Source organism: Acidiphilium sp. (assembly GCF_049977125.1).
GTDB lineage: Bacteria > Pseudomonadota > Alphaproteobacteria > Acetobacterales > Acetobacteraceae > Acidiphilium.
Window position 1 is genome coordinate 1 of record NZ_JBMFGY010000072.1, and the last position, 16,434, is coordinate 16,434.

Annotated in this window: 15 protein-coding genes and 1 pseudogene; 8 read left to right on the forward strand and 8 right to left on the reverse strand. The window is 62.5% G+C overall.

From position 1 onward, the window contains the following. Window positions 1–460 precede the first annotated feature (460 nt). Both mobF and ACP5E6_RS11625 read right to left on the reverse strand, forming a co-directional pair. Window positions 461–4,417, reverse strand: a complete 3,957-nt coding sequence (gene mobF, locus ACP5E6_RS11620) for a MobF family relaxase (protein ID WP_427954403.1) — start codon at window positions 4,415–4,417, stop codon at window positions 461–463. Window positions 4,418–4,516: 99 nt separating this feature from the next. Further along, complete coding sequence (locus tag ACP5E6_RS11625) at window positions 4,517–4,825, reverse strand: hypothetical protein (protein ID WP_427954404.1); 309 nt, start codon at window positions 4,823–4,825, stop codon at window positions 4,517–4,519. A 506-nt stretch (window positions 4,826–5,331) separates the two neighbouring features. Between ACP5E6_RS11625 and ACP5E6_RS11630 the strand changes: the two genes are divergently transcribed. From ACP5E6_RS11630 to ACP5E6_RS11640, 3 genes are all read left to right on the forward strand, one after another. Continuing rightward, a complete protein-coding gene (locus ACP5E6_RS11630; protein ID WP_427954405.1) occupies window positions 5,332–5,781 on the forward strand; it encodes a hypothetical protein in 450 nt (149 codons plus the stop codon). Between the two features lie 77 nt (window positions 5,782–5,858). Then, window positions 5,859–6,530: a hypothetical protein gene (locus ACP5E6_RS11635; RefSeq protein WP_427954406.1), complete on the forward strand. Its 672-nt coding sequence runs from the start codon at window positions 5,859–5,861 to the stop codon at window positions 6,528–6,530. After that, complete coding sequence (locus ACP5E6_RS11640; RefSeq protein ID WP_427954407.1) at window positions 6,527–7,561, forward strand: hypothetical protein; 1,035 nt, start codon at window positions 6,527–6,529, stop codon at window positions 7,559–7,561. The genes ACP5E6_RS11635 and ACP5E6_RS11640 overlap by 4 nt, the downstream gene beginning before the upstream one ends. A 136-nt stretch (window positions 7,562–7,697) precedes the next feature. On the opposite strand, the gene ACP5E6_RS11645 is transcribed toward ACP5E6_RS11640, so the two are convergent. The 5 genes from ACP5E6_RS11645 to ACP5E6_RS11665 form a co-directional block, all read right to left on the reverse strand. Next, a complete protein-coding gene (locus tag ACP5E6_RS11645) occupies window positions 7,698–8,249 on the reverse strand; it encodes a phosphate-starvation-inducible PsiE family protein (RefSeq protein WP_427954408.1) in 552 nt (183 codons plus the stop codon). Between the two features lie 406 nt (window positions 8,250–8,655). Beyond that, window positions 8,656–9,147: an Hsp20/alpha crystallin family protein gene (locus ACP5E6_RS11650; RefSeq protein WP_427954409.1), complete on the reverse strand. Its 492-nt coding sequence runs from the start codon at window positions 9,145–9,147 to the stop codon at window positions 8,656–8,658. 396 nt (window positions 9,148–9,543) lie between these two features. Continuing rightward, window positions 9,544–10,365: an alpha/beta hydrolase gene (locus ACP5E6_RS11655; RefSeq protein WP_427954410.1), complete on the reverse strand. Its 822-nt coding sequence runs from the start codon at window positions 10,363–10,365 to the stop codon at window positions 9,544–9,546. Beyond that, complete coding sequence (locus ACP5E6_RS11660) at window positions 10,362–11,615, reverse strand: FAD-dependent monooxygenase (RefSeq protein ID WP_427954411.1); 1,254 nt, start codon at window positions 11,613–11,615, stop codon at window positions 10,362–10,364. The genes ACP5E6_RS11655 and ACP5E6_RS11660 overlap by 4 nt, the downstream gene beginning before the upstream one ends. Further along, a complete protein-coding gene (locus tag ACP5E6_RS11665; protein ID WP_427954412.1) occupies window positions 11,615–12,058 on the reverse strand; it encodes a cupin domain-containing protein in 444 nt (147 codons plus the stop codon). Before ACP5E6_RS11665 ends, ACP5E6_RS11660 begins: the two co-directional genes overlap by 1 nt. A gap of 81 nt (window positions 12,059–12,139) precedes the next feature. Between ACP5E6_RS11665 and ACP5E6_RS11670 the strand changes: the two genes are divergently transcribed. Next, window positions 12,140–12,340, forward strand: a complete 201-nt coding sequence (locus ACP5E6_RS11670; protein ID WP_427954413.1) for a hypothetical protein — start codon at window positions 12,140–12,142, stop codon at window positions 12,338–12,340. Beyond that, window positions 12,337–13,293: a sulfate adenylyltransferase subunit CysD gene (gene cysD / locus ACP5E6_RS11675; protein WP_427954417.1), complete on the forward strand. Its 957-nt coding sequence runs from the start codon at window positions 12,337–12,339 to the stop codon at window positions 13,291–13,293. Before ACP5E6_RS11670 ends, cysD begins: the two co-directional genes overlap by 4 nt. A gap of 207 nt (window positions 13,294–13,500) precedes the next feature. Here cysD and ACP5E6_RS11680 read toward each other — a convergent pair whose 3' ends face one another. Further along, window positions 13,501–14,793 carry an IS701 family transposase gene (locus tag ACP5E6_RS11680; protein WP_427954414.1) on the reverse strand — a complete coding sequence of 431 codons (1,293 nt, stop codon included), beginning with the start codon at window positions 14,791–14,793 and terminating at the stop codon, window positions 13,501–13,503. Window positions 14,794–14,904: 111 nt separating this feature from the next. On the opposite strand from ACP5E6_RS11680, the gene ACP5E6_RS11685 reads away from it, so the two are divergent. The 3 genes and pseudogenes from ACP5E6_RS11685 to ACP5E6_RS11695 all read left to right on the forward strand — a co-directional run. Further along, the gene (locus ACP5E6_RS11685; RefSeq protein ID WP_427954415.1) at window positions 14,905–15,186 is read left to right on the forward strand and encodes a hypothetical protein; all 282 of its coding nucleotides are present in this window, start codon (window positions 14,905–14,907) and stop codon (window positions 15,184–15,186) included. A gap of 115 nt (window positions 15,187–15,301) precedes the next feature. Continuing rightward, window positions 15,302–16,145 (forward strand): annotated as a pseudogene (locus ACP5E6_RS11690) (IS5 family transposase). A gap of 84 nt (window positions 16,146–16,229) precedes the next feature. Next, on the forward strand, window positions 16,230–16,434 hold a 205-nt coding region (locus ACP5E6_RS11695; RefSeq protein WP_427954416.1), incomplete at its 3' end, for a transposase.

Consider the following 16,434-nt stretch of genomic DNA (forward strand, 5'->3'; position numbering starts at 1 on the left):
GACCATATGTCATCAGACCGACTTCCAAATGTCTTGCTTTTTGGAAACAAGTTAAGCAGGTGGCCCACTAATCCAGCTATTCGCGAGCCTCAGCGGAGGCGGATTCCCAATGTGGCTTTCATGCCACAACGCCACCGAAATGCTGCATTGCACAAAGTGATTTTCCCCGTCGGCCTAATTGAGCCATATTGGCTCTGAGCATTAGCGATGATGTCGCTTTGCTCTTTGGACGTTTCCTCCCTAAACTTGGCGGCACGAGAGTGCCGCTTCTTTTTTATCCAACACCCTGCACCCCGACTGAGGTTGAGCCACACTCTGGGGTGATCCGACCAGCGTTCGGTGTTGTCGTTGGTCCTGGCAACGCGCCGAGAACGGGGCCAGCCGTCATGGGGAATGGCCGCAATGGGTGATCTTCGCTCATATCGTCCGAGCGATGTCTTCCAAGTCGTAATTTCGCCCCTCACATCCCCATCCTCGGTCCCGGACGGTAACGCTGGTTTTCTTGTCTCATTTCGTCCATTTGCGCCTCCGCCCGCTCGATCAGATCAAGATCACTGGCAAAATCCCGCAACGCCTTGCGGCTCAGCAATTTCACCTCTCTTGTGAAGCGCGCCTTCGCCTCGGCCTCCCGCTTCTCCCGGGCAATCCGCGCCCGGTCGAACTCCGGCGACCCCCAGTACGGCACTGGTCGCGCCTCGAGGTCGTTTTCCAGCCACAGCTTCATCTGACGGTCGACCCACCGCTGGCGCAGGCGTTCAAGGCTAGCCGCCTTGTCGATCTGGCTCGGACGACGACGGAACCGCCGCACCGCCTGATCGATCAGCGGCGTCGCAGCTTCAATTACATCGCTCGACAGGCACCGTATCACCCGACCGATCTCCTGCAACGCCCCGCGCATGTCAGCAACCGCGCGATAGGTGTTCGTCAGCTCCTGGAAGAACGGCGTCAGCCGGTTGCGCCGCCAGGTCTGCACCAGCGTCGTCGGGTCCTGCCGCGCCGCCTCGCGCTGCTCGATCGGCTGGAACCCCGCATGCAACGCGCGCACTGCGCCGGTCTGCACCCGGCACGCCCGTTCCAGGAATGATGTCGCACTCTCCGGCATCACCTGACGCGACAGATTCTCCGCCATATGCGCCCAGAGGTCCGACAGGCCGATCGGACGCGGATCGCCGAGCGGGCGCCGCGCCATCACCGCTCCCCGCTCCGCCCCTTCCGATGTCACCATAAAACTCGCCACCCGATGCCGGCTCGCCGAAACATAGGCCTTGAACCCGTTCACCGTGCCACTCCCGCCCGGCATCGCCAGGATATGCTCCGTCCCGGTCGAACCCTGCGCCGCGTCGATCGTCAGCACATCGCCATAAGTCAGCCGGACCCGCCCATGCACAGGGTCGCGCAGCCGGTCCCAGGCAATCATCCCCTCCCGTCCGGTCCCGCGCCGCAGACGCAGCCCGCCGGCATCCACGCCGGTCACCTCCAGTACCGAGCCGTTGTTGCCGATCACCCCGTGACCACCATCGGTAAAACGCGCCGTCGTTCGCGCAAAGAGACGCACCCGATCCCCTATCGCCAAACGCAGGTCATACTGATCGTCCATCTGATCACACGCAGGCACAACCACCGCATCGGCACCGATCTCCCCCGCGGCACGGCGGCGCTCCCGGATCGCCACCGCGATCGCCCGGGCATCCGCATTGCGCGGCGCGGTCACGCTCAACGTGTAACCGACCTCATTCGCGTGCCGCGCCCGTTGATGCTGCCATAGATCGGCCACCGCCTCGACCGCTTGCTGGTAGCCACCCGGCACCATCATCGCCCGGTCCTCAGCGCGCAACCGTCCCAGGGCCAGATCGGCATAGCCCGACCGGAACAACAGCGCCGTCTCCCGCTCACTCTCCGTGTGCTGGCGAACCGAACTCAACAGTTCCGGCACCGCCTTCGGCCCCAGCGCCTTGCGCAACAGATCGATCACCGGACCCGCCTCGATCGACTGGCATTGCAGGGGATCACCGATCGCAACCAGCGTGCAATCGCTCTCCGCCCGCAGAAGCAGCAATTCAAGCATCTGACGCGTTCCGATCAGGCCCAGTTCATCGACCACAATGACACTGTCCCGATCGAGCATGATCTGCCCGCTCCTGATCCGGTCCAGCAGGACCGACAGCGCTGCCCGATCCTCGCTCGCGATCCCGGCCGCCTCCAGATCATCCGACTGCCGCCACGCCAGCGCCGCGCCATAAACCCGCCGACGCTCCGCCTTCCAGGCCGTAACCAGCGGAGCCAGAACGGTCGATTTCCCCGAACCGGCAACCCCGATCCCCACCGCAAACCGCCCACTCGTCCCCAGATGCAGCGCCAGTTCAGCCTGCGCCTTCCCCTGCTCGGTCGTCGCAAACTTCCCGAACGCCTGGGCAATACCAACCGCCAGATCGGTTTCCCGCAGAACGTCGCGCCGGTTTCCTGCCGCCCGACGCGCCAGTTCGATCAGCTCCGCCTCGCGCGCCACATGCATGGTCGTCGTCAGCCTCACCCTGGAACGCGGCCCGGCATGCGCCTCACCGCGGATCAGCCGGACCATCTGCCCGTCCTGGCGCACCCCAGCTTCGAAGAACAGCGTCATCACCGCATCGACATCGGTCTCATCGGCAATGCCGCTCTCGATCAGACCTCGCGCCGCTGCCACGCGTGCCACCGACTCATCGATCACCGCACGACGCTTCAGATCTCGTTCGAGAAGCGGCAGCGCCGCGTAATAAGCGATGATGATCCGCAGCGCCGGATAGACCGCCTCACTGACCACCTTACCGTCGCGGTGCAGCCCCTCCTTGATCCCCGCACCAGACACGGTGATCGGTGTCGGGAACGGCATCGGGGTCAGCGCCTCATTGACCTCCCCCGGTTGCGTGATGACGCTCCGCGCGCGCCATCCCAATGCCCGCGCCTGTTTCCACCAGGCCTGCCGGTCGCTCAGATCATCCTGCTTGGCCTGGCGCGGATCACCCTGCACCCCGCGTTTCGCGAGCCCGATCTGCTGCTCGGGCGAAAGCGCATCCCAATCAAGCCCGGCATCGCGCGCATAACGCCGCGCCGCCTCCACCCCACGCTCGGTCCGTTTCGAGAACGCCTGCCGCAGCGCCTCCGGTATGATCGTGATCCGCGCCGAACCTCGCTCCGGGTCCAGCTCCGTCCCAATCCCCGCCCGGCGCAGATTACGCGCCAGATAGGCCTGGTACAGCGCACCCCATTCATGAACGCGCCCCTCCAGCTGCTGCAGGTCAAGAGAGCCCACCCGGCCGCTCGGCGTCAGCACCACATTCGGCACCGCCACATGGGTATGCAATTGCGGATCACCCGCCACCTTCAGCGTCACCAACTCCGTGTGACTTGTCCCACCCGCCCCGTCTCGTCGTACCACCTCCACCGTCGGCCGGCTGGCAAAATGCTCGAACGCAATCCAACCGATCGCGCCCCTCTCCGCACCGTCACGCCCCCCCTTGCCACGCCGCGCCTGTCCGATCCCGCGCTCGACCACGCGCATCGCCGACTCCACCGCCTCACGATGAGCCTGCAGAATGATGTTCTGCTCCACCGGCGTCGGTGCCAGCGCCCAGGCCAGTGACACCGTCTTATCCGCCGACCAGCACAGATCGATATACCCGATCGCCGCGCGCGATGCGGTCAGACCGGATTGCAACGACCCCGGTACCACCACATGCCCATTCGCCAATCGCCCCGACCGGATCATCGCCAGTGCCGCTTCGCTGGGCTCCCTCTCCGTTACCCCGTAGAGCCGCAGGAACCGCTGCCGTACCGCGCCGGCATCTCCAGTCAGTGCCGTCCCGTCCGCTCGCTTGCCATCCAGGATATGCGCAATCTGTTCAGGCTGCGGCGCCGCGGACGGATCAAGCCCCAGGAGATCGGCCAGCGCCACCACCGGACGCTGCACCTGCTTGCCATCGATCGGCCATCCATCCGCGCGCCGGCCGCCCAGGATCGCCGCAATCTCATCAGCCGCCGGATGACGCGTCGGATCGAGTGCCAACAGACGCACCAGACCCGGATGCATGTCAGACCGCACCCGCGCCATCGTCTGCGCCAGATCCGCCAGCGCCGTCTCCGGCATCGCAGCGATCCGCCGGGCAAAAGCAATGCCACCGGACCCCAGGCCCGGATCCGCGCGGATCGCCGCGTCCAGCACCGCAACATCACCATGCCCACGCGGCACCGCTACGCCCGCCTTCATCGCACCGAGCCGCGCCTCGATCGGATCGGAACGCAGTGCCGCAGGCATGGCGCCATGCTCATAATACTGAACCAACGCCATCTGCGCCGACGACAGAGTCTGCTCGAGCAGATGCGCCGCCATCGCCCGCGCCGCACCGGGTGACCCCGCCGCACCCGTGCGATAGGTCAGCACCGGCTCATCCGATCACCCGCAATGACACGCGCGACGCAGCGGGTATCGCCACGTTGAACCACCGCCATCCTCGCGTGAGGCACACCACGCCCGCCACGATCAACCCTCCGACAGAACACGTCGCACCGCCGTCGCCACTTCGGTCCCGATCGCATCGGGAAGAGCGATGATGTCCCCCCTGAGCTGCATGATCGCATTACTCTGCGTGTTCAGCGTCACAATCAGCTGCTTGATCAGTTCACCCAGCTCCTGTTCATCCTTTTCCGGGGCGGCAGCGGCAATCAGCAGACGGCGAAGCATCTCTGAATGTGTCTCCTCGACCTCCAGCATCTTGCGCAGCCCGCGCTCCAGACCCTCAACCGTGTCACGCAGGGCCGTCAGCGATGCAACGATCTCACGCTCGGTCATGCCCCTCGCTCCCGCATGCCCCGATCGTCACGAGGTTCTGGCTTGGCGCGTCGAGATGCACAGGGGCAGGGATCACCGCCATACCGGCTCCCCGCATGGCGCGGTCGAATAACCCTCTGGTGATCAGGTCTCGCGACCCGGCATCCGGCACATCAGGCATGACACAGCGTGGCCCCGGTTCCGACGACTGTTGCACAGTCTAGCACAAGGGTGCCTTGGTCTGTAAAACATTTTTCTGACTTTGACGCCCCCACACCTTAACTCGATCACCCCCGTCAAATCAGCACTTTATCGACCAGCGAATAAACCGGCGTGCCGTTGATCGCTCGATCTTGATGATCCGCGGTCTGTCCCGCCACCACCCCGGCCGTCAGCCGAAGCAGGCGAGAGCAATGCGCTGCAATCATGCCGAAGCCGCCACCTCTGATCGCTCTTCACAGCGTATTTTGCTGAATTCGAACTCTGACCCCGATAGAATAAGCTGATCCTGCGGCCCTGATCCGCCGATGATTGATCGAACCGCCGGATTGTTTCTCATCCCCGCGACGCAGGAGGCCAATATGGCGTCTGGTAAGGATACCGGCTTCAAAATTACTCCCGACGAGATCAGGGCGATCGCCGATCAGATGAAATCCCTGCCCCATGCGCGCGATGCCGCCATCACCAGCAAGCGCGATGCGCTGGTCAGCCTGGCACCCGCCATCAAGGAAATGCAGGACAAGGGATATACCATCGCGGCAATCGCCGAATGGCTGTCGCGTCATACCCAGGTCAAGGTCAGTACCGCCACCTTGCGCGAGGCGATCAAGCCACGCCAACGCAATGTGAAGACGCCGATCCGTCAATCCAGGCCGAAGCCGGCAACACAGGCCCCGCAGCCAGAGATCACCGTGCTCGGCAAACCCTCCCCCCGCCCGATATCCGATACCGCGACACTGCCACTCGACGGTCTATGAAACGCCGGATCATCACCATCCTGCGGTACCAATCAGGGACAAGACACGACAACACTCACGGAACGGGTCAAACCCTGGTGACGATCGCGCTGGCTGATCACGCCAGGCGGCGACGCGGCGAGGCTTTCGTGCTGATCCATACCAATCCTGCCAATCAGGACGATCTTCTCTGTGTGGGCGACGAGGCCGCCGCGATCCACAGGATCGATCCCGGCCAGGCCGCAACAGGGAGCGCCCTCGCCGATGTCATCAGCGCAACCCCGGAGAGGATGATCATCATCACCGGCGGGTCTGCTGATCTGACAACGATCCACCAATCGGGCGCGGGTCGAACCCGGCACGCGAACCGAATCCCGGTCGCGTTCAGCACACTCCTGGTGATCCCGGATGCGCAAATCTTGCCGCTCGAGCTGCGCGAATTGACGCGCACCGAACCGGATCGGCTTTGGCTGATCGGGCGTTCTCGCTCTGACCGGATCGATGCCAGCCACCGCGATCCTGCGGGTTATCGCTCGTCAGACATCGATCGAAATGATCCCGGGTATCTTACGTTCCCTCTCCCGCCCGCCTGGGCCGTGCGCGCGATGCTGTTCGATCATCGATCACCCGCCGATCTCCTCACCACAACGCCCTTGTTCGAACGGATTGCCCTCGAACAATGGCGCAATCGCTGTGCTGAATTCTTCCTGCCGATCCTGGGTCAACCACGACGGTCCCGTGTCCCCAGCGGCGCATGTGCAATGCCATGACCTCTGCGCCACCCGACAGCACCCTGCCTGATGTCGCGTCCGTCTATCGCGAAATCGCCGGCACCGAACCGGATGCCATCACGATCACCCGCATCCGACGGATCGGCAGGCTCCTCAAGCTCACGGAAACCGATAGCGGCTGGATCCTGCTCGTGGTGCTGGCGGCACACGCCACCAGTGCCACTACCAATCTGCAGGCGGCGTCCACCCTCGCCGCTTCCCTCGGCGTCGCGGCCGGCAACGTCACCCGAACCGGCGAGGCCTTGCGCGAGGCAACCGAGACGGCCGTCAGCACAATCGCCGTGGCGATCGATCAGGCCAAGCCGGCATTATCGAATGTATTCGAAGCAGCGGAGAAACAGGCGCGTTGGTCGATCGCGGGGATCGAGGACAATCTCTCCCGCACGATCGAGGCAACCGGCAGCAAGACAGGCAGTTCGATCGTCACGCAGATCGAAGCGGCAGTCCGGCAAGCCACTGCGGCTTTCAACGGCGACACAAGGCAGATCGTCGCCCATATCGAAAACGCCATTGCCGCCGCTATCGCCTCCGCCTCGAGGACACTCGAGGCATCGGCAACCGATCTACGTGAGGGCGCCACCGCAGCACGCGATGCCACGGTCGAGGAATGGCGATCCAGAGCCCTCACCGCGATCAGCAAGGCCATGGCGGAACGTGTCCGGATCGATGCTACTGAGGCGCGTCTCAGTGCCCTCAAGATTAGCGGCGCCATCGTTGTCGCGGTGCTCATCATGATCGCCGTCATCTTCTATGGTTCCCATCGGGCAATCTGGCAGGACGGATACGCGACAGGCCTCACCGCGGCCGCGTTGCATCATGACCAGCAGACAATCCGGGCCTCCTGGGCCAATACCCCTGACGGCAAACTGGCCTACCGGCTCTATCTGGCGGGATCGATCCCGATACTCGCAAACTGCACCGAACCTGGTTGGAAAGTCGGGAAAGGCGGCACGGTTTGCTATCCCTACATCAAGAATAAAACGATCTATGGCTGGGGGATCGTCCCATAATCCCCCAGCGGTCGGAGCACCACTCACCGGAAGAAGGCCGCGTCATCATAGCGGCATTCATGGAATACAGCGTTCTCGGCCTGTACCCGGGCCGCCGGCGGCCCGAGACCAGCCTCGATTTCCACTTCTGATTATCCTATGATGATTGAGGACTTTGGACGGTTTCAGTCGATGATCTGGGGTCTTGGGCGAGCCGCCGATCCTGGTCCCGTACCATCCAATAGACGACGCCAAGCGATAGAATCGCCGCGGAGAGCCCGAATAGCTCGCCCTCTTCCGCCGTGCCGATGTCCAGAATTATAAATTTACGAGCCATCGCGAGCATCGCGATTAAAATGATAGACCGTACCCGAACGACGCTTTCTTGACGCGCCAGGACAACGAGCAAGGATCGTTTGAATTCAAGCGCAATAAGGACCGTGAATACCATCCCGAATACCGTTTGGAAAACCTCTTGGTTGTTGGGTTTCACCAAACCGGAGAATGTCATTGCAACAACCGCAATGGCAAGATGCCACGTCGCAGACGCGATGATTAGGATTATAAGACCGGTGAGCACTAAAATAATTGCGTGCTCAAAACTTTCATAGAAAGTTAAATCACGAAATGACGCCGCAACAATCTTGATAAGTGATCGAATGCGGTCGCCTTGATAGAATTTTTTAGATTCGTCGACGATCGTTTTCATGGTTTGCCGAGAGGTTACGACATACTTAACCCTGCATCAGAACAACGGAACCCTCACCATTGAGTGCATCCGGCACCCTTAGCACAGCAGGCAGATCCGCAACTTACCCGCGTATGCGGACGGGGCCGATCGACCAGCAATACCTGCGGCTCCATGAAACGCTGCGTCGTGAGTCCAGATGCGAGCAGCCGCCAGCAATCTTTGGCGGAAATACAATTCCCCGTTCAGAAGTGATTTATACTTTCATCGAATAACTACTCGTACTTTCCTCCGGAAACGCCGAATCCGGGCACTCCCTACTCACGCTCAGGCACCCCGTCGGCGGTCCCCAGGAAAGGGACCGCCAGCGTCAGGGACCACCGAATGCCATGCGGCCATTCAGCACCGTCCACCCTCCTTCCAGATTTCAGCTGTTGCTGATCGGGATCCGCTTTACCTGGCTCTCAGCTTCGGGTCTCTTGGCCGCCGTAACGGTCAGAACGCCGTTCTTGAAAACGGCACTGACCTTCTCGGGGTCTACGTCCGGACCGAGCTGCAGTGACCGTTGGAACTGTCCATGCCAACGCTCACTGTACTGTGCGCTGGTATGTTCCGATTTCTTCTCGCCCCGAAGCGTCAGCACACCGTCAACCAGCGAGACATCAACGTCCTTCTGGTCCATGCCGGGTAGCTCGGCGAGTATCTTTAGTTCTTTTTCGTCCTCTACGATCTCGATATGCGGCCATTCGCCTGCAGCACCGAAGCGTGCTGGCAAACCCATATCCAAACCTCGCGCGAAATCATTAAACATGCGGTTCATCTCCCGATGAAGCGCGAGAAGCGTATCACCTTCGTCTGAGGGACGACTGGTTGCGACAGAGCGATTGCGCGCCCAGGGAATAAGGTCGGGAAATGCCATAATGTTACCTCCATTTCTGCAGGTAAGCAGGCCCAGAAAGTAAGCTCGGTGCTTACCTGATAATCACCGTGGTGTCGTTGGGCTATCCCGGCAGTCCCAACACCGGTTTCAACCGCACTCCACTTTACGTCGGAGGCCGGTCGCCTTGCGATCCCGGACTGACTGGCGCCTCACCGAAATTTTATCTAATTTAGCGACGCTGCACTTCAAGACGTCCGTGACGATCGCAGGACAAAAATCACCCTTGTCCACTTATAGTCGCCCAGGACAAGATTGATCAACCGATAAGGTTAAAGGATTCCAACACCCATCATCGGCACCTGATCGACATCACCCGGCGCATCTGCCCGACCATGCGGCCACACGAGCTTGACTATACGGCCGCCCAACCGAACCTCACGCGCGAGCATCGATCAGAGCCCGGATTTCATCGAACAATGCGGCGGTGGGGTCGCAGACTTGGCGGAGCAGGCTGAAGTGATCGGCGCCCGGCACGGTCATGACTGTGGCATGATTGCCCGCGCCAGACCACGCGCGCACCAACGCGGCGGTCTGATCGTGAAATGCGGCGGTCTCGCGCCCGCCGGTCGCGAACAGCGCCTGCGGCAGACCGGGTTGCAGCCGATACAGCGGTGAAGCGTCATGAGCCTCGACAGCATCGAGCTGAAGCTTGTCGTTCAGCGGCGTCGCGCGCAGCGGCGCCAGATCATAGATGCCGCTGAGCCCGACGATGCCGGTGATCGGCGAGCGGGCGATGCCGCGGGCGGGCCAGTCGGTTAGCGCGAGTTCCACTGCCAGATGCGCGCCAGCCGAGTGACCCATCACGACGATGCGGTCGGCGGTGTCGCCGAGTGCTGGGATCAGGCCGCGCACCGCCTCGGTCAGCGCGGCGAGCGTCACATCCGGGCAGAGCGGGTAATTCGCCAGCACCACGCTGACCCCCGCCGCGATCCAGGCGGGTGCCAGAAACCGGAACTGCGCCTTATCGCGGGCCTGCCAATAGCCAGCGTGCAGGTAGACGAGGGTGGTACCGCTGGCCTCAGCAGCGAAATGATCGAACCTCGCACGCGGGTGCGGGCCGTAGGGAATATCGAGCGTCGGCTGCCCCGTGCTCACCGCTGCCGCACTCTCCCGCTCGAAGCCGGCGAGCAATTCTGCTTGGCTCTCGTGCAGCTGACCAGTCAGGTACTGGAACACCGGATCATCCACGGTGCTCACGACCGTGCCTGGATGGCGATCGCACCGGACGGCGCCGCAAACCCGGCAAGGCTCGCGTAGCCGCGCACGATGGCCGCGAGTTCATCGGCTGTGGCGACGGTTTCCAGCCGGTCGAACCCGGCGGGCGCGCGGGCGGCGATCAGGTCGATCACCCGCTCCGGGCCGCCCACGCGGTTCGAGTGCACGATTGCCGTGGTCACCGGCTGGCGCTCGGCCTCGTACTGTGCGAGCGCTGCCGGAACATCCCCTTCGGTGAGGCAATCGGCTAGGCATCGCGCGTCGAGAATCGCCTGCGAGGCGCCGTTCGAGCCGACCGGGTACATCGAATGCGCGGCATCGCCGAGCAGGGTGATGCGCCCCTGCGTCCAGACCGGTAGCGGGTCGCGGTCGCACATCGGGTAGCGAAAAATCTCCGCCGTCGCGCTGGCCAAGGCCGGAATATCGACCATCGGCAGGGCGAACCCCTCGATCAACCGCGCGAATTCCGCGAAGGCACCGCGCGCCGACCAGCTTTCGCGGCCGGGCGGCATCGTGCTGGCGTCGGCGATCCGCGCATAGACCACCCAGTTGGTCAGCCGCCGGTCCGACGTACTACCCGGTGCGATCGGATAGAACACCAGCTTGGCGGTGGCATCGCCCGCAATGATCATTTCATCGCGGCTGCCGAAGGCCGGCCAGTCCACCGCGCCGCGCCACATCTGAATGCCGTTCCAGCGCATCGGCGAGTCATCGCCCAACAGGGCGGCGCGCAGCATCGAGTGGATGCCATCGGCGCCGATCAGCGCATGGCCGGTCATTTCGCTGGTCTCGCCGTCCGCCGTCCGCACCGTGACCGTCACGCTTGCGGCATCCTGCGTCGCGCCGATCACCCTGGCATCCGCACGCACCGCCCCGAGGCCGAGGCGGGCCTGTGCAGTCTGCCAGAGCAAGGACTGTAACCGCCCGCGATGCGCCGAGATCTGCGGCACCGCATGGCCGGCGTAGCAACCGCGGGGTTCATGCCAGATCGTCTGGCCGCGCTGCGTCATGTAGGTGAGCGTGCGGGTGCGGATGGAAATGGTGTCGAGCGCGTCCAGCAGGTCCAGTTCCGCAAGCTCGGCAACCGCATGTGGCAGGATGTTGATGCCTACCCCCAGCGGCCGGACCGCAGGCGCAGCCTCCCGCACCTGGCACGCAATACCCCGCCGGTGCAGCATGAGCGCCAGCACCAGCCCGCCGATGCCACCGCCAGCGATGATGACCGGTGCCATCACGCCGGCGGTGGCAGAAACTGCACCTCATGCGCCGCGGCGATTCGCACCACCGCGGCCGGATCGGTCAGATTGTGGATCTGCTCAAACAGAGTGCGCAGCGATCGCCGCGGCGTGACCCAGAACAGGCAGCGCACCACGCTGTCCGAGCGGTTGAAAATGCCATGTGGCCGGTTCATCGGCATGCGGACCAGATCGCCCGCCGTCGCGACCTTGTCTTGACCGTCGAGCCATAGATCGAATCGCCCATCGATCATGTAGATGAACTCGTCCTGCGTCGGGTGGATATGCGGCGGTACGAACGTGCCGGGCGGAAAGACCGCGTGCCACGCCATCGAATGCGCGCTGTCCTGCTTGAGGGTGTAGGTTTGGCCGAGAATATTCCAGACCACGCCATCCAGCCCCTCATCCGCCTTGGTGATGCCTGGTGGTGTTTCGGTCATGCACGCGCTCCCTCTGGCTGCTGGTTCCGCGCGATCCTAACGGGAATTGCGCGGCTGGCCAGCCTGCGCGACACTCCGCCCATGCCCAACACAATCACCGACCGGCTCGACGCCTGTGTGAAATCCCTGCCCATCGCGTTTCCCGGCCCCGGTGGCGCCGTCGCAGTCCTGCGCGCGGGCGAGGTGTTGGTCCGTCACGCCTGGGGCTTCGCCGGCGATCTCCAGTGGACCGCAATGAGTATGGGGGCCGATCCGGTGGTCCCCCTGAAGATGGCGGTCTGAGCCGTGTCTCAACGACAAATTCGAGCACTCAAATGGAAGCCTCAGCTGTGAAACTTGCCGGCTCTCACCTGTCCTGGCTGGAATCGGAATCTATCCACATCCTGCGCGAGGCGGTCGCGGAAGCCCGCAACCCGGTCATGCTATTCTCTGCGGGGAAAGACTCGACCGTGATGGCACACCTGGCACTGCGGGCATTCTATCCGGCCAAGCCGCCATTCCCACTGCTTCACGTCGATTCAACCTGGGAGTTCAGGTCGCTGATCGAGTTTCGCGATGACTTCGCGGCTAAGCACGGCTTCAAGCTCATCACATATGCCAATGAGGAAGGGCGAGCGGCGAGCTTCAATCCCTTTGACCATGGGGACCGCTACACCCTGGTCATGCGGACGGAGCCCCTCAAGACTGCGCTCGACACCGGCGGCTATGACATCATCTTCGGCGGTGCCCGGCGCGACGAAGAAAAGTCGCGCGCCAAGGAGCGCATCGTGTCGGTGCGCGGCGCCGGCCACTCATGGAATCCCCGCCAGCAGCGGCCGGAACTCTGGCAGCTCTACAACACTCGCCTGGGTAAGGACCAAACCGCACGCGTCTTTCCGCTCTCCAACTGGACTGAGACGGATATCTGGGCTTACGCGTTGCTCCACAAGATCAAGCTGGCCCCGCTCTATTTCGCGGCGCCCCGGCCGGTCGTGCAACGGGCAGGGGCCTTCATCGTGGTCGATGATGAGAGCCGTATGCGGTTTCAGCCTGGCGACAAAATCCAGACCCGGACCGTCCGCTTCCGAACAATCGGCTGTTGGCCGGTCACCGGCGCGGTCGAGTCAGAAGCGACCGATCTCGCCGCCGTCATCGATGAAACCCTGCGGGCCTCATCCTCAGAGCGGCAGGGGCGCATCAGCGATGGAGAGGATGGCGGCTCGCTCGAACAGAAAAAGCGCGAGGGTTATTTCTGATGACGCCGGCCGAGGATCGTCCCTACAAGAACACCGTCTCCGTTCTCGCCACGATCCACGGGAAGGGGCATTGTCAAGCTGATCGGATGAGGTGCGATTTGACTGAGCTCGACTTTCTGCATCTCAAGCGGCGAGCCATAGAGTCTGCACGAGTCGTTTTAGCAAACGTGCCGGTATTATGACGGCATCGTTCATTGGCCGGGACATCTAGAAATCCGATGGCGACCAGAGGACGCGGAGGACGGCGGCGATTGCGTCGGTGAAGGTTGGTTCTTTTTTGTCGTACCATGCGGCGGCATGGGGTCGGAGGAGTTGGCGGTCGGACGTCGCCAATGCGCTGGCCCAAACGATAATCATCGAGAACAGTCCGAGCTGGACCGGGGTGGTTCGCAGGATGGCGAGGTCCGACCACTGACGTTGGGTTTCGATGCCGAGATGAGCGCGGACCTCCTGGAAGGTTGTCTCGACGCGCCAACGGAAGACGAACCATTGAAGGATTGTCGCAGGCGCGGCAGTGAGATCGGTGCTGAGAAATGCCTGTGGCTCATGTTCGCCGAGCGGATCGCGCACCAACACCCAACGAATGGGCACTGGTGGAATGCCGCTGTGGTACCAAACGGCGGTGCCGGTGGCGGTTTGCAGCGTGCGTTGTTGATCGCCATACCACTGGGACAAAGTAACCGTGGTCCAGATCGTCTTGCGATTGTTCAGGACAGCGCTGAGTTTTGGCAAAACCTTGCCTTTCAGTGGGGGGCGACCACGCTGGTTGCGCTTGCGCGCCGGAGCAGGTTTGAACAGATTTGCGTCGAGCCGCAGGCGCGTGATCACGCACACATGGCGACGCACGGCAGCAAGCAGATCGAGGGCGGCGAAGCCGTTGTCGCCGACAATGACCAGTTCGCGGTTGGGGAGCCAGCGTTTGGTTTGCAGGATCGCCTGCCGCGCCCAGGTCGTCAGCGTCTTGTGCCGTTTGCCGTGAGCTTCGCTCCATCGCGCGGACGGCGCGAGAATGGTCAGGAACGGCAGCGCCCAGCGGCGGGCGGCCCAGGGGATCGGCACGATGACCATCAGCGACAGCCAGCGCAGGCCGCTCGTCTTGACGAAATGTCCCTTCGACGAGCGCACCGGGTCACGATAGATGCCGCGAGCCTTGATCCTGGCCCCCCATCGGCGTTCGATGGTGTCGTCGATGCCAATCACCACCGGGCCAGTGGGCAGCAGGCTGTCCAGAACATGAAGCAGCAGTCGCCGCGCCAGGCCGCGCGCATCCCAGCGCGCCCGGTTGAGCACTTCGTGATAACGGCCGAAGCCCGGTTCATCCCCGAGCCCCATCACGCGCAGCGCCTGCGTCACCGTGCGTTTGCCGGGAGCCAGCACCGCACCTGCTACCAGAACGAGAACATGGTTCCATACAGGGGCTGTAAAACACGGCCGGAACACCGAAAGCCAAACGGCCAGGATCGGCGGAGCCAGGGGGAGATCGGTCGCCGCGGCGGCCACAGGACGATTCGCTTTCATCACCGTTTTGGAATCGACTCCGGCCCGCGCCGCAAGAGTCCATGTGATGGGATGGGATGTGCCGTACGATCGACCGGGAGTATCGTTCCCGTCATGACCGATCCGATCATTCAACGCGTCGAGACATTTCAATGTCCACGTGGGAAGCTTGTCGCCGAGCGGCGCAATCGCGGCTATACACTTTATCATGCGCAGTCCGGTCGCCCAGTCGCCAGGTTGCGGCCAACCACCCAGGACGATCGGGTCGAGGTCCTTTATTGGTCGCTCTGGAAAAAAGCATGGACCTGCGGCGGGCCGCTCGGACGCGCGACCTTCTCAATCGACCGCGCGCTCGAATTCATTGCCGACCAGGACATATTCTGGACGGTCACATAGTCCGAAAACCTGCCTAAAAATGCGGAAAGTCGAGCTTAGAGCCCGATCCGAAAGTTATTGAGCGATACCAGTATGTTGTGATTCACGCCGTCTTTGCGAAGAGATGGAGTGAGGCATGGCATGGTCTGATATCGCCCGGCGCGGGCATAACCGAACGGGCTTGCGATATCCATCGGATATGACGGACAAGGAATGGGAAGTGGCGGCACCATTCATCCCGTCTGCCAAGCGTGGCGGACGACGGCGTACAACCGATATGCGGGAAGTCGTCAACGCAATTCAACGCAATCCTGTATCTCGCGGCGAGCGGATGCGCTTGGCGCCTGCTTCCCAAATGCTTCCCGCCGGTATCGACAGTGCGGCGCTACTTCTACGCATGGCGCAACACCGGACTATTCAGCGCGATCAACACGGTGTTAGTGATGAACCTGCGCGAGATTGAAGGCCGTGCGGCTTCCCCGAGCGCCGGCGTCCTCGACAGCCAGTCGGTCAAAACCACGGAAAGCGGCGGGATTTCAGGCTATGACGCAGGTAAGAAGGTGAAAGGCAGAAAGCGCCACATCGTCACGCACACGTGTGGATTTCTGATCTTCATCCTCATCCATGCCGCAGATATTCAGGATCGCGATGGCGCCGTCGATGTCCTGGCCGCGATCCGATACCGCTTTCCCTGGCTGCGCCACATTTTCGCCGATGGCGGTTATGCCGGCGAGAAACTCCGCAGCGCACTTGCCCCTATGGGGCAGTGGACCGTCCAGATCATCAAGCGATCCGACACCACCAAAGGCTTCAAGGTTCTTCCCCGCCGATGGGTCGTCGAGCGAACATTCGCATGGCTCGGTCGATGCCGACGTCTCACCAAAGACTGGGAAACTACCACCGAATCTTCAACAGCCTGGGCTCTCATCGCCTCAATCCGCATGCTCACTAGGCGCACTGCAAGGCATTGCGCCGCTTGATAAACTTTCCTGTTTACCCACCTTGTTCAGCCGTATTCCGTGATGTGCAAAATAGGAGCATTCAGGCATGAGCGGAGGTTTTCGATGGCGCGCAATGCGGTGCAGTTGCAGAAGGGGCTGAGCGAGGCCGAATTTGATCGGTTGTACGGCACCGAGGAGCAATGCCGGGCTGTGGTGATCAAGCTGCGTTGGCCCGATGGGTTTTCCTGCCCGGTCTGCGGCGGGACATCCTACCCCATCTTTAGCACTAAAACGATCATAATATGCAACGAAACCGCGCAACATACTG

What these genes read in the sequence shown, in the direction of transcription:
- ACP5E6_RS11625 (WP_427954404.1), bottom strand. Translation starts at nt 4,825, where the DNA reads ATGACCGAGCGTGAGATCGTTGCATCGCTGACGGCCCTGCGTGACACG.
- ACP5E6_RS11630 (WP_427954405.1), top strand. Translation starts at nt 5,332, where the DNA reads ATGATTGATCGAACCGCCGGATTGTTTCTCATCCCCGCGACGCAGGAG.
- ACP5E6_RS11640 (WP_427954407.1), top strand. Translation starts at nt 6,527, where the DNA reads ATGACCTCTGCGCCACCCGACAGCACCCTGCCTGATGTCGCGTCCGTC.
- ACP5E6_RS11645 (WP_427954408.1), bottom strand. Translation starts at nt 8,249, where the DNA reads ATGAAAACGATCGTCGACGAATCTAAAAAATTCTATCAAGGCGACCGC.
- ACP5E6_RS11650 (WP_427954409.1), bottom strand. Translation starts at nt 9,147, where the DNA reads ATGGCATTTCCCGACCTTATTCCCTGGGCGCGCAATCGCTCTGTCGCA.
- ACP5E6_RS11660 (WP_427954411.1), bottom strand. Translation starts at nt 11,615, where the DNA reads ATGGCACCGGTCATCATCGCTGGCGGTGGCATCGGCGGGCTGGTGCTG.
- ACP5E6_RS11665 (WP_427954412.1), bottom strand. Translation starts at nt 12,058, where the DNA reads ATGACCGAAACACCACCAGGCATCACCAAGGCGGATGAGGGGCTGGAT.
- ACP5E6_RS11670 (WP_427954413.1), top strand. Translation starts at nt 12,140, where the DNA reads ATGCCCAACACAATCACCGACCGGCTCGACGCCTGTGTGAAATCCCTG.
- ACP5E6_RS11685 (WP_427954415.1), top strand. Translation starts at nt 14,905, where the DNA reads ATGACCGATCCGATCATTCAACGCGTCGAGACATTTCAATGTCCACGT.